Below are 14,066 nucleotides of genomic sequence, written 5' to 3'. Positions count from 1 at the left end.
CTATAAAAATTTTCTCAGCAATCTCCTGTGAGTTCATTCTCTCCGGGGGATTTTTATTAAACTCAGAATCTTAGGGGAATAAATATTGGCGTAGTCATTAAGTTTATATTTCAGGAAAAACCTAATTTACGTTTGAAATTAAGCAAAGGAAATTGAGGCAATCATTGTAGGGACAAGAGAAACGTGCAGATATTGCCCGCGCAATAATTTTCTAAATTTTCAGTTACTTGTGGATAACTTGAATATTAGTTGATTCTTTTCGGGGGTGTCAGGTACCGCTTTTCTAATAAACTCTTAAATCTTCTAATATATTTTTATATGTTCTAATAAAATCCCGAAGTTCTAATATATTTCATGTTTCTTCTAATAAGAGGGGCAACTTTTCAAATATCCCACTGAGATTTTCAAATAACCAATACACTTCTTCTAATAAACTCTCCAACTGTTCTAATAAAATCCTAACGTTTCTCCAAAGCACAAAAAAAGCTGCCCAAGTCACTGATACTTGGACAGCTTCACGATTATAACGGCATTCCCATAATCGCTTTTGGCTCAAGAAATTCCTCGATTCCATAATCGCCCCATTCACGGCCAATACCAGAATGTTTGAATCCGCCAAATGGTGCCGATCGATCCGTTTCACTATTATTTATACGGATTTGTCCCGCTCGGATTGATAAAGCGACTTTCTTCAGTTTTTCTTTATCATTTCCGAATACATAACCGGCAAGACCATAAATCGTATCGTTGGCAATATCAATTGCTTCGTCTAAATCTTTATAAGTGATAACCGACATAACCGGACCAAAAATTTCCTCTTGTGCAATTGTCATATCATTTTTCACATTTGTGAAAACGGTTATTTGGGAGAAGAATCCTTTATCAATTCCATCGGGTCTGCCAGGGCCGCCGATTACAATTTTTGCACCTTCTTCTTCACCTTTTTTAATATAGGACTGAACCGTTTCCCATTGGTCTTTTGAAACTTGCGGACCCATAAATGTGTTTTTGTCCTGCGGATCGCCAACTGGGAATTCTGTTACTAATTCTTTCATTGCCTCTATGAACTTATCATGCATTTCTTCCGGTACAATCATGCGTGTAGCAGCAGAACATACTTGCCCAGTATTCATAGCAATTTGAGCCAATGCCGTTTTTGCTGCTTCTTTTACATCCGCATCTTCTAAAATAACGAAAGGCGATTTGCCTCCAAGTTCCAAGGAGATATTTTTAATACCTTCTGCAGCATTTTTCATTAAACCGCTGCCTACTTCTCCAGATCCTGTAAACGATACAATATCGACATCCGGATGAGAACTGATTGCCTCACCAACTGTTGAACCCAAACCATTGACAAGATTAAATACGCCTTTTGGAACACCGGCTTTATCCAAAATTTCCGCCAGAATTACTGCTGCAAAAGGTGTTTGGGAAGCGGGTTTCACAACCATCGTACAACCTGCTGCCAATGCACTGGCAAGCTTAGTGGAAATCTGATTTGTAGGGAAATTCCACGGTGTGATCAGACCTGCTACACCAATCGGTTCTTTTTGAATATAGGATTTCTCTCGTTCTTCCGTAAACTTAAAGGTTTTTAACTGTTCTGCCGCCTGTTTAAAGTGTGAAAGCCCCATCTTATAGTGGATTTCCTCCGACTTTGTAATAGGCGCACCTAGTTCAGCGGTCATTATATTTACTAAATCGTCTTTACGTTTTTCATATTCCTCAGCAATTGCCTCTAAAAGCTTTATACGGTCGTCCACTGACATTTTAGAAAATGCCGGGAACGCCTCCTTTGCTGCCTGGACCGCTCGATTCACATCTTCTTCAGTTCCGCTGCTAATCTTACCAACTACTTCTTCTGTCGCCGGATTAATAACTTCAATAGTATCTGTTCCAGTAGAATTAACCCATTCCCCATTGATGTACTGTTTTGTATGATTTAGCATAATCAAACTCCTTTATAAATCGACTTATAAAAAATATTCCCTTTGTGCTTGTCTGTAAACATTTGAAATTCACCTTAGAACACAAAAAAATTCGAAGCCTGTAATAGCACTTCGAATTTTTAAAAAGCGTTATCTATTCATTTATTGAAAGCAATTGCTTAGCGATTTCTTTCACATCCGCATCTTTGGATTCTTTTGCATAACGTCCAACAAGCTGTTCGATTTCCGTACCTCGCCAATACGCACGATCGAATGAGTGCAATGTCAGAATCGCCATGTACTGCAGATGGTCGTCAGTAGTTTTTAGCGCTTGCCCAATGAAATTCAGACCAACACCATTATACTGATCCAATTCTTCAATAAGAGATAAAACAACAACTTTCTGATCGTTCGTCAGTTCATTGAAATCTCCAAATGACTCCGTAATTCCTATTAGCCGTTCGATAATTTTCGGATCTTTTACAGCAAATAATGAATAATAATATTGTACGTTTTCCGGATTATTCTTTAATTTCTGAAATACGATGTCAGTAATATCCGCTTTATAAAATTGGGCTACTGCTAACGCCTCATCTTCATCGTCTTGGTCATTTTGCAGAATTTCCATCGCTTGCTGCAGCCATATAGGATTCCGGGAAATTTCTTCAATATTTTCTTCAACCGCGCGCTTTTCATGCGGTTTCCAGTTAGAAGAAAAGCGGTCTTCCCATGTTTCCTCATCATATTGCAAGTATTCATGAATTTGTGTCAAAATGTAAAACTGGTTGAAGGTACGGCAATGTGTTTTCGCATGGTGCGTATAGCGCATCAGAACTTGACCCGCGTATTCATACTCGTCCAATCTTTGGTACGCCCCTTCATATAGAAGAGCTAATATTATCGCCCCAGCACCGTCAAATATTTTCCCGGAAATAATTTTTTCATGCAGTTCAATATCAAGTTTACCTTTTTCAGCACACATTAATGCTGAGGCATTTCCCGGTACGGTATTTTTTAGACCTTCCAGTAATATCCACTGGCGAATTTCTTCATTTGAAGCATCCAGGAAATTCAATGCTTCGAGTTTACCCCAGTCCGAAACATTTTTCGCAATATACCACACCGTCTCATTACTGTTTGTTGTACCATTAGTCAATGCATATAACGCAACGCCGGTGAATTCTTCATGCAATGCAATCACTTTCAAGCGTTGCTTATACTCTTCACATTTCACAGTACCCAGAACAAGCAGTGCAAATTTAACGACTTCACGATGTGCCGCATGTTCCAGAAGCCAAATTGCCTCTTCTTTCACACGATTTTCATCCTTTTCCTCTTCATAAAACAGTTCCAGAAATTCATGGAAGTAGCTGATAACCTTTTCATCTTTAATTTTTTCGTAAGTTGCTTTCCGTGTCTGATCGTTCGGATTCACGGCCTGTTCCAAAAATAACTTTATCAGCTTTTTAGTATAAAATGGCGTTACGGCTTCCTGATGAAGCTGGTCTGCAAACCCCGGTGCAAATTTCGGATGATGTTCATCATATAAAAACTCGTCATCCGGCAAATCTTTTGTTATAAGCTGCTGGTTCTGTTGAAATTGTTCTTCTAAAAAAGGAACAATGTACTCCTTATTTGTCCAAGGTAAAAAATGAAGTTTCAAAGCCTCATGCATCAGCTGTTTTCCATCCACTTTTACTGTTACATTCAATTTAACAAAACCGCCTATTTTCACATATACTTTATGTGTTTTACCGCTGTTTGATTGGAATGTTCCTTTCAGCGTTGAAAATGGTACAATATGCGACCAGATTGATTTCCGTACATTCTTTGCAATAATTTGTCCATCTACTTTTAATATTTCTTCCATCATGCCATTCATTACTTCTATTTGATGACCTTCAAAATCGAGGACCCAATGCTTTTCCACTTCTTTCGCAACATCGCTTTTGACATTGCGCATTTCCCGTTTAAATTCTTCTTTAAATCCCATTTTTTTGCTACCTTTTCCTCTCGTTCTATACAACTATCATAACAATCTTTGATAACTTTTTGTTAAATAGTTGTAAACTAACAAAATAGTAACATAAGTATTCAAATTATTTATGAGTATTGTTAGATAAAAAAAGGACTAGTATATTTACTAGTCCAAAAATCTATTATTGAGTTATTACAACTACTTTCCCGTTATGTTCACCCTTGATTACGGCATCAAATGCCTTGCCAGCCTGTTCTAACGGATAACTGTAACCAACAACAGGTTTGAGCTGTTCTGATTCAAGAAGCTTTGCCACACCATGAATCAGTTCCTGATGTTCTTCTGCAGACACATTAAACAGCACCATGCCCCGTACATCACAATCTTTTTGCATAATTAGACGAGGATTAATCTCGATTTCTCCACGGTTTCCGACAATAACGATTACGCCGTGCTTAGCAATCATCTGCAAATCGGTCTGCAGATTTTCGTTAGCCAGAAATTCAATAATAACATCTGGGCCTTTGCCGTCATTGGCTTCCAAAACTGCATTCATTGTTTCTTCTTTAATATGATCCAGCACGACATCCGCGCCGGCTTCTTTTACAAGCTGTTTCCCGGAATCACGGCTTGCTGTTCCAATCACTTTTGCACCTAAAGCTTTTGCGATTTGAACAGCCTGCAAACCTACAGCGCCACTAGCTCCGTGAATGAAAACCGTTTGCCCTGACTGCACGTTTGCTCTTCCAACTACTGCTCTGTATGCAGTCAATGCCGGAACTCCTAATGCTGCTCCTTGTTCAAACGAAATATGCTGAGGAATCGGATGAACAAAGCGGCATTCACAAACAATCTGTTGTGCGAATGTACCGGTCGCCTTACCATTCGGCAAGCTCGCGATAAATACTCGGTCCCCTACTTTTACGTTTGTCACTTGCTCGCCGATCTTTTCCACAATTCCAGCACCGTCTAGGCCTGGCGTATACGGAAGATTCGGTTTTATCGCATATGTACCTGTAGAAGTATAAACATCACTTGGATTCACGCCTGCTGCATAAAGGTTTATCAGTACTTCATTTTCAGCTGGCGTATGCAATTCTGCCTGCTCTACTACTAAATTTTCTGAAGTACCAAATTGATTGATTCGTATCGTTTTCACTTACTTCACCCCATTATCTATTTTGTATTAAGAATATTAGAAAAATTATCATTTGTATACAGATAGCTTCGCTTAAAAACATATGTAAATTATTTAAAATTGTAATATTTCAATTATTTAGTATGTATTGATATAAGAGGAGGAGAGAAATAATAAGAAAAATAATTTTATTGGTAGTTGTACTGGTGCTAAGTTTTGTACCAGTTGTTTCTGCAAAAGAACTTATGTCTACACCTTCAGGGATTGCTTATACCGATCTAAAGGACCGTGTGAATGAATATGCTTCGAAATACATCGGGACTTCTACAGCTGGAGCCAATGTACTGATTATAAAGGACGGAGAAATTTTCTTGAATACGTCGTATGGCTTTGCTGATGTTGAAAATCAGGTAAAAGTCACAACTGATACTGTATTTGAATGGGGCTCCGTTACGAAGCTTCTTGTGTGGACCAGTGTGATGCAGCTTGTAGAGCAAGGGAAATTGAAATTAGATGAAGATATTCGTACGTATTTACCGGAAGGATTTTTGACAAAAATACGGCATGATGCTCCGATTACAATGTTGAACCTTATGCACCATAATGCTGGCTGGGAAGAAAAATTTACAGATCTTTTCTATATGTCAGCAAACGAAATAAAGCCTTTGGAAGAAATGCTTCATATTACTGAGCCTTATCAAGTGCACGAACCAGGAAGTGTAGTCGCCTATTCAAACTATGGTGTAGCACTCGCAGGCTTTATTGTGGAACAGCTTACAGAACAGCCCTTTTATGATTATGTGAACGAGCATATATTTTCTGTATTAGGTATGAAGGACACAACGATTCATCCGACACAGGAAGATAACGACAATGTAAAAATAAAAAGAGATGACATTTATGGATATATTGTGAGCAGCAACGATGAATTTACTATTTCTAAAAATGAACGAATCTTTATCGGTTTATATCCCGCCGGAAGTGCAATTGGTACAATCGAGGATGCAGCTAAATTCATGTTGGCTCTTATGCCGGCAGACGGCGAGAACAGCCCATTGTTTCACAATAATCGTACATTAGATGAAATGCTGACGACAAGTGATGTTTATGACGATGGCGTACCACGTAATGCACATGGTTTTTGGAAAGGGCTATATACAGTTGAAGTGTTTGAACATGCAGGAAATACAGATAGTTTTTCAAGCAATTTTACCTTTTCAAAAGATAAAAATTTGGGCGTAATTGTTTTTACTAATCAGGCGGGTGAAGCAGGACTGAGTTACGGTTTGCCAATCCTTGTGTACGGGGAGTATTCTGCTGATGTTGGCAAGCAAACAATGCCAAATGCGCATGAGCTTGATGGAAGTTACTTTATGGCAAGGCAACCTTATAAAGGTTTCACTAAACTGTACAGCGCCCTTAGTATTGGTCATTTTGAAGCGACAGAAACAAACAGAGTGAATGCTTTTGGGATGGAGATTGAACAAATCGCGCCTTATCTTTATAGATCTTTAGATGATTACCGTATATATTTTCATGTTACGCTGAATGGTGGTAGCGTGGAAAAGATTTCAATGCCGACAAGTGATTTTTTGCCTGTCTCTCAAAATATGAAAATCATTAATATTTTTAGTATCATAGCGGCAGCTTTTAGTGGTTTGTATACGCTCATAGTTTTAGTGATTTTGTTTATCAAAAAAATCATCAATCGAAAAAAAGCAGTCAGAGGGACAGTTATAGATAAATGGGAATTGCTTTTACTTTCCACGAATATTATACCTTTTATAAATATCATAATTTTAGCATATAGAACTTTGAATTATGTTTCTTACTCAGCCTTAAAAATTCATTTTTGGCTGAATTTCGCATATATCGCCTTCGTAGCCATTTGTCTAGTAACGCTATTTTTAAACTGGAGAAAAATAAAGCCTGCAGGTGGGATAAAAATTCGCTATGTATGTTCATATATGTCAGCACTATTACTCGTCGTACTCATTCTTTGCTGGGAGCTCTATTATTAATTAATCCTTTTGCATTTGCACTTGCGTTTCAAGCTTTCATAATTATTTTATTTCATTATGTACCTGGTGCAGAAAAAAATTAGGATTGTCAATGCACCCGGTACATTCTTCATGAAATCAATTTTTTCGATCTATGATTTATTAAAAACAGGTTTTCGTTTTTCAAAGAAGGCTTCGACACCCTCTTTAAAATTTGCCGACTCAAAACACATTGCTTGTGCAAATCCTTCTAGCTCCATAGATTGGGACAGATCATCAAGAACACTTCTATTTACTAATTTCTTCATTAATCCTAGAGCCATTTGTGGACCTTCTGTAAGCTGTTCCGCTAATTTGTAAACTTCATTTGTCAACGACTCGTCTCCAACTACTCGATTAACAATCCCAAGATCTAAAGCCTGCTCGCTTGATACTTTGTCTCCCAAAAACATCATTTCAAGTGCCCGATGTCTTCCAATGAGTCTAGGTAAAAAGTAGATTGCACCTAAATCAGGAATTAACCCAACTTTTGAAAAGCTTTGAATGAATACAGCAGATTGATTTGCAATGATCATATCGCAAGCTAATGCCAGACTTACCCCTGCTCCAGCTGCCGCTCCGTTTACTGCAGCGATAACAGGTTTCTCAAGATTTACAATGGAAGAAATCATCTCATGTCCCGATTGCAGTCTCTTCCGTTCGTTTGCCCCATCAACCTCTTTTGACGCACTTAAATCCCCGCCCGCCGAAAACGTATTTCCTTCACCTGTTAAAACAATTACTTTCACATCATCATTGTTTTTAACTTCAGTAAAGAAATCTCTTAATTCTTCCCGCATTGGAAGGTCTAGCGCATTTCTCACTTGAGGGCGATTTAATTTAACGGTACAAACACCATTTTCTGCAGTTGTCACTTGTATCCTTTTGTTAAGCAAGCCGCTTCTGCCTCCTTCATTATTTCCCGGAAAATTATGACTATTCCGAAAATTAAAACCTGGATTCTGTACATTCTTGTAGTTATAATTGGTACGCTCCCTTACGTAAAACCGTTTTAAGTACCTTTCCTGTTGCATTTCTAGGCAAAGATTCTATAAATTCAATTGCCCGGGGTTTTTTATACGAGGCAATGCTATTTTGACAATATTGAATTACCTGTTCCTCAGTCATCTGTTTACCAGGCTTTAAGACAATAAATGCTTTGACAGCCTCACCCCATTGAGGATCGGGAATACCCACTACGGCAGCTTCCAAAATATCCGGATGAGCATATAAAACATCTTCCAATTCTTTCGGATAAATGTTTTCACCACCACTAATAATCATATCCTTTTTCCGGTCTACTACATAAATGAATCCTTCTTCATCCATTCGAACTAAATCGCCGCTATGAAACCATCCCCCTTTAAATGCTTCTTTTGTGGCCTCCTTATTTTTATAATATTCCTTCATTGTAATGGGTCCCTGGTACACAATTTCTCCCACTTCTCCAATAGGCACATCATTCATTTCTTCATCCACGATTCTTACTCTTACATTTATAGAAGGTTTTCCAACTGATTCAGTCTTCCTTAGTGCATCTTCACCCGCTAAATATGTTGTGGAGGGACTCATTTCTGTCTGCCCAAATGCTTCTAAAATACTTGCATTTTTAAATACTTGCAAAATCTTCTTCTTTATTTCAATTGGACAGATTGCTCCTCCTAAAGCGCAGTTTGTCATCGAACTTAAATCATATTCTAATAAGTTTGGCACTTGAAACAGAAAATTCCACATCGCAGGAACCATAAACATTGTTTCAATTTTTTCATCCTGAATCGTTTTTAGAACAATATCCGGCTGGAACTCACGATTCAAAATAATTGTGCCTTCTATTAGACAATTTTGTAAAAGAGAGGATAGAGCTGCAACATGGAAAAGAGGAGGAATAATCAGTTGCTTTGCTCCCTTTCTAGGTGGAGAATGATAGAGTTTATTCATCGCATTCATATAATAATTTTTATGGGTTAACACTGCGCCCTTTGGTTTACCTGTTGTTCCTGATGTATAAATAATTGCATGTGCATGTTCGTCAGTGAAATTTACTTCCTCGTAGTCAGCAGGTGTACTATATATTGCCTCATATGAAATCATATTTGTTTGAAGTTCGGAATCCCCGCATTTAATTGGGACAATGAGTTTAACTTGAGGCAAGTTAATCGAGCGAATGCTTTCGATAAATTCTTCTTCAATAAATAAGATAGTTACATCGGATTGGTTAACGATATATTCAATCTCCTTAGAAACTAAACGGAAATTGATCGGGACAAAAACGCCACCACATAAAGAGACACCAAAATATAGTTCGACAAAGGGCAGTCCATTTTTCAGCAAACATCCAACTTTATCATTTACACCAATCCCTTGCGCTTGAAGCCATCCCGCTAAATGAATCGAACGCGTCAAAAGTTCCCGATAGGTTATTCGACGATCTCCATAAATAAACGCATCCCTTTCAGGAACATTATGTGCAGCATATTTAAGCGCTTCCCCTATCAACAGTTGTTGGGACATCGATAATACTTTTTGTTCCATCTCCATCACCTTTCTTTCTAAAATTATTATTAAGTTGTTATTATTAATAAATATTCAATCGCTGATATTTTTAGAATGACTATTCTCTTTATAGAATGTCCACTCTATTTGTAAAGTCCATAGAAAAATAAAACGACCCTTGCTCAAAAAAGCAGAGGTCGTTTATATTTTGCTTGTAATTGCTATATGACTAATTAAAAATCACCGGAAAAGTAAATATAACGAAAACTGCCCATATTCCGTATACCGGCAAATATTTCGCCACGGCATTTTGGATAGCAATCGGTCCGGATTTGTTTTGTAGAAAACGCATATAGGAAATCATAATCCATAGCAGATTTGCACAGATCAGTATATTTACACCTAAAACGGCGAGCCTATTAGGGGTAATACCATAAGAAGTAATCCTGAACATAATCGCTGATAATGCAACACTGTCAATGATGAGCGCAACAACGATTAATGCCATATTGACATAGTCAAAGATGCTCTTTTTACCATCCGGTTCTTTCTCGGTAATGGAGAATATTGTAACAGCAAGGACGCCAAGTAGTATTCCGTTGAAGGCAATCAGAAAGTCGCGGTCCAAAAACGGATTTTTTCCGACTGATATGACTGTTACGAGATATACGAGCAAAGTGATTAAAACTAAAGGGCTAAAAATTTTCGCTATAAATGGTGTAACATTTTTAGCAAGCTTTAAATTCATTGAAACGAGGTGCACACCTACTATTGCAAGTGCCGCTGCACCAAATAACACGACATTACTAAAATAGAAGTCCCCGATATCCAAGCCAATAAAGCTAAACAACTGCATCGTTAATAATGCAAGAACCATCCCACTTACTGCCATGCTGGCATAGAGAATACCATATTCTATATTAAATTTAATATATGCTAATCTTGTACTGCTTTGTAAATAATCATTTCCTGTATATGCAAGCCCTAACAATACCCATAAGAATATGGGGAAATGTAAATAAGCTAAAATAATGCTATCACTGTTGAAATCTAAGGGCAGCAAATTCAAATATACTCCCGAAACTAGAAATAAGGCTATTAAAGAATAAATAATACTTCTTTTAGGAGTATGCTTGTAAACAAAATAGGCGGCAATAAAGGGAATAATACCAAATGCCAAATTAATGGGAGCAATTGTTTCCTGTTCGATAAAATGGAATATGATTCTCGTACTTACCCCTGCCATAATCGCTAGTATGCCCATGAAAATAAATCCATTTTCAAGCATCGACGACTTCTTTTCCTTTTCGCTGAAATTCAGTCTTTCATACCAAACACTCAGAATTGGAGAATCAGGATTTTGTTCCCATGCTTGTTTGAATGACCTGGTAAAAGCGTTCGGGTCTTTTCTATACATTCTCTCGAGTACATCGGGTTTAGTACTATTTTCAATAACCAAATTACTACTCTCCATTGAATTCCCTCCCTTTATTTCCGCTGTAATAGTTAACAGTCTTCATCACTTTTGTACTCTAAAATATCACCAGGCTGGCATTCTAACGCCTTACAAATGGCTTCTAAAGTTGTTAACCGGATTGCTTTTGCCTTCCCATTTTTTAATATAGAAAGGTTCGCCATCGTGATCCCCACCTTTTCCGAAAGTTCTGTTACGCTCATTTTCCTTTTTGCTAACATCACATCAATATTGATTATAATTGCCATTGCTATTCACCTCAGACCGTTAAATCGTTTTCAGATTTAAAATTAATTGCTTCTTGTAAAAGTTTTTGAAGAACAGCTGCAAAGACTGCAATTACCAATGAAGCAAAAGGAACAATCAATCCGACAAAGATAACTCCCGGTGCGTCGTCCAATTCCGCAAAGACATAAAAAAGCGGTAAAACTAGCACATGCAAAACACTGATTGTTATCGCACAGTATTTTATTTTCATTAGAGGTTTCACAGCTAAATTGGAGAACGCTTTATTATTATCGATATAGCGTAAAAGTTGGAAAGCCTGATACAAAGCAAAGAAAAAAGGAATCGCCGAAGCATCGAAAGCAATGTAAACAAAATACTTTATGAAAGCAAAATCCGGAAGCATTTCAGCTGCAACATTTGCCAGCTCAGGAACTAAAAAGATACATAGCGCCAAAACTGGAATTCCTAAAAAAATAACAGCAACTTTTAAAAACAACGTAGTTACTTTTTCCATAAAAACGCACCTCACTTATATATTTTCACTTTTGATCTTAATACATTATTTATCGATAATCAATAAATTTATATCAAATTTCGTTATTTATTTATTGCATATTAGTGTTCCACTTTAAATAAATTGCTTTCCTAACAAATAAAAAGCTTGGAAAAACCTTATTAATTAAGGCTTTCCAAGCTTTTACTAGCTGTTATTTAATTATTTTCACTTTGTCTCTCTTATTTTAGGAAGCTTAAAAAGTTAGAGAATGATGCTACAAGATCTTGATAATAACCAACCACTTTATCTTTTAATGCGATTTTATCAGCTTGATTTTGTTCCTTTTCAGAATCTACACTAATTTCTTCCGTTTCTGTTGGTACGGGTTCTTGTACTGGTTCTGAAACAGTGTTATCCCCTTCTTCAGTTACCTGCTCTGGAGTTTCTACAGTAGAAGGTAGCTCTTCAATATCTACATTTACTGGAGTTTCCAACGTTTCTTCAGTTTCAGTTGGTAGAACTGTATCATCAACCGGAAGATTTTGTGCCGTATCTTCCTCTACATCTGTTGGAACCGTTTCAACAACATCAGTATCAGCCTCAGTTGTTTCATCAATTACTGGAACATTTTCAGGTTCTTCATTAGATTGTTCAGAATCAATATTACTTAAATATTGTTCAATATGAGTTTGATAGTAGTTAATTAGGCTTTGATAGCTATTATCGATAAACTGATAAGATCCTTCTATCCATGAAGTAACGTCACCTTCTGATGTTCCATCTTCTTCCTGGTTCTCTTCAGTTACTGGTGCTGTCGGTTCCTCAGTTACCTCTTCTTCTTCTGCTTGGTCCTCTTCAGTTACCGGTGCTGCCGGTTCTTCCGTTGCACCTTCTTCTGCTTGATCTTCTTCAGTTACTGGTGCTGCCGGTTCCTCAGTTACCTCTTCTTCTGCTTGATCTTCTTCAGTTACCGGTGCTGCCGGTTCTTCCGTTGCACCTTCTTCTGCTTGATCTTCTTCAGTTACCGGTGCTGTCGGTTCTTCTGGTGCACCTTCTTCTGCTTGGTCTTCTTCAGTTACTGGTGCTGTCGGTTCCTCCGTTGCACCTTCTTCTGCTTGGTCCTCTTCAGTTACCGGTGCTGCCGGTTCCTCCGTTGCACCTTCTTCTGTTTGGTCCTCTTCAGTTACTGGTGCTGTCGGTTCTTCCGTTGCACCTTCTTCTGCTTGGTCCTCTTCAGTTACCGGTGCTGCCGGTTCCTCAGTTACCTCTTCTTCTGCTTGCTCTTCTTCAGTTACAGGTGCTGCAGGTTCTTCCGTTGCACCTTCTTCTGCTTGATCTTCTTCAGTTACCGGTGCTGTCGGTTCTTCCGTTGCACCTTCTTCTGTTTGGTCTTCTTCAGTTACTGGTGCTGTCGGTTCCTCAATTACCTCTTCTTCTGCTTGGTCTTCTTCAGTTACCGGTGCTGCCGGTTCCTCAGTTACCTCTTCTTCTGCTTGATCTTCTTCAGTTACTGGTGCTGCCGGTTCTTCAGTTGCACCTTCTTCTGCTTGATTTTCTTCAGTTACCGGTGCTGCCGGTTCCTCATTTACCTCTTCTTCTGCTTGATCTTCTTCAGTTTCACCCTCTTCTACTGGGTCATCATCAGACTCTGGTGCTGGTTCCTCATTTACACCTTCTTCTACTTGATCCTCTTCAGTCGCCGGTGTTTCTGGCACTTCTGCTACACCATCTTCAACAACCTCATCTGTTGTTTCATCTATATTATCTAATTCATCCGTAGTTTCGGTTTTTTGTTGGGCTACTTGGCTAACAAGCTTCCCTTTTTCAGGAGAACCTGGCAGGCTCTTTGCAAATTCAGACACTTTCTGTCCATGATTTTTTGCGTGTTCAATAATTTCCGGATTAACATCCTTTGCATCTAGCTCTGCTGCAGAAATAGGTGCACCAGCCGCTAAAAATGATGCAGCTATAAATGATGTTGACATCACTAGTGGCGCTACTTTCTTAGAAAAATTTTTATTCGCTGTTTTAGAGTCCATTTGTTTTTTATTCATTACTTGATCGCTCCTAATTCGTATTTTGTACTGATAGGATGGATTTTTCATTACTCCCGGTATTGATCGTTTCACCTCTGATTGAACCGAGTAAAATGATTCCTCAATTTTTTTGGCAGCACCATCTACTGCCTGTTAAGAATATACCAAAATTATATTACAATATTGTTTAACTCAGATTAAAAGAGCTGATGACTCCATTACGAATTTTTCGAATTTTGCAACATACGAAATAAAA

The 14,066-nt window shown here is 38.0% G+C and carries 10 protein-coding genes; 1 reads left to right on the top strand and 9 read right to left on the bottom strand.

The window, feature by feature from the left end:
* Positions 1–521: 521 nt before the first annotated feature.
* The 3 genes from MHH44_RS08145 to MHH44_RS08135 all read right to left on the bottom strand — a co-directional run bounded on the left by MHH44_RS08145 (position 522) and on the right by MHH44_RS08135 (position 5,065).
* Positions 522–1,949, bottom strand: a complete 1,428-nt coding sequence (locus MHH44_RS08145; RefSeq protein ID WP_340798255.1) for an aldehyde dehydrogenase family protein — start codon at positions 1,947–1,949, stop codon at positions 522–524.
* Between the two features lie 133 nt (positions 1,950–2,082).
* Entirely contained in the window at positions 2,083–3,921 is a 1,839-nt protein-coding gene (locus MHH44_RS08140; RefSeq protein ID WP_340798254.1) for a hypothetical protein, read from the bottom strand.
* 166 nt (positions 3,922–4,087) lie between these two features.
* Positions 4,088–5,065 (bottom strand): NADPH:quinone reductase, encoded by a 978-nt coding sequence (locus MHH44_RS08135; RefSeq protein ID WP_339264269.1) that lies wholly within the window; start codon positions 5,063–5,065, stop codon positions 4,088–4,090.
* A gap of 185 nt (positions 5,066–5,250) precedes the next feature.
* On the opposite strand from MHH44_RS08135, the gene MHH44_RS08130 reads away from it, so the two are divergent.
* Positions 5,251–7,065: a serine hydrolase domain-containing protein gene (locus MHH44_RS08130; protein ID WP_340798253.1), complete on the top strand. Its 1,815-nt coding sequence runs from the start codon at positions 5,251–5,253 to the stop codon at positions 7,063–7,065.
* Between the two features lie 131 nt (positions 7,066–7,196).
* Here MHH44_RS08130 and MHH44_RS08125 read toward each other — a convergent pair whose 3' ends face one another.
* The 6 genes from MHH44_RS08125 to MHH44_RS08100 all read right to left on the bottom strand — a co-directional run bounded on the left by MHH44_RS08125 (position 7,197) and on the right by MHH44_RS08100 (position 13,828).
* Complete coding sequence (locus MHH44_RS08125) at positions 7,197–7,979, bottom strand: enoyl-CoA hydratase/isomerase family protein (protein ID WP_340798252.1); 783 nt, start codon at positions 7,977–7,979, stop codon at positions 7,197–7,199.
* An 82-nt stretch (positions 7,980–8,061) separates the two neighbouring features.
* Positions 8,062–9,615 carry a class I adenylate-forming enzyme family protein gene (locus MHH44_RS08120; RefSeq protein WP_340798251.1) on the bottom strand — a complete coding sequence of 518 codons (1,554 nt, stop codon included), beginning with the start codon at positions 9,613–9,615 and terminating at the stop codon, positions 8,062–8,064.
* A gap of 190 nt (positions 9,616–9,805) precedes the next feature.
* Entirely contained in the window at positions 9,806–11,050 is a 1,245-nt protein-coding gene (locus MHH44_RS08115) for a DUF4153 domain-containing protein (protein ID WP_340798250.1), read from the bottom strand.
* 32 nt (positions 11,051–11,082) lie between these two features.
* The gene (locus tag MHH44_RS08110) at positions 11,083–11,298 is read right to left on the bottom strand and encodes a helix-turn-helix domain-containing protein (protein ID WP_339264265.1); all 216 of its coding nucleotides are present in this window, start codon (positions 11,296–11,298) and stop codon (positions 11,083–11,085) included.
* 11 nt (positions 11,299–11,309) lie between these two features.
* On the bottom strand, positions 11,310–11,792 hold the full coding sequence (locus MHH44_RS08105; protein WP_340798249.1) for a DUF2975 domain-containing protein: 483 nt from the start codon (positions 11,790–11,792) through the stop codon (positions 11,310–11,312).
* A 221-nt stretch (positions 11,793–12,013) separates the two neighbouring features.
* A complete protein-coding gene (locus MHH44_RS08100) occupies positions 12,014–13,828 on the bottom strand; it encodes a hypothetical protein (RefSeq protein ID WP_340798248.1) in 1,815 nt (604 codons plus the stop codon).
* Positions 13,829–14,066: the final 238 nt, after the last annotated feature.

It is taken from the genome of Solibacillus sp. FSL K6-1126 (assembly GCF_038003445.1).
Taxonomy (GTDB): domain Bacteria; phylum Bacillota; class Bacilli; order Bacillales_A; family Planococcaceae; genus Solibacillus; species Solibacillus silvestris.
This window is presented reverse-complemented; position numbering and strand designations above follow the sequence as displayed.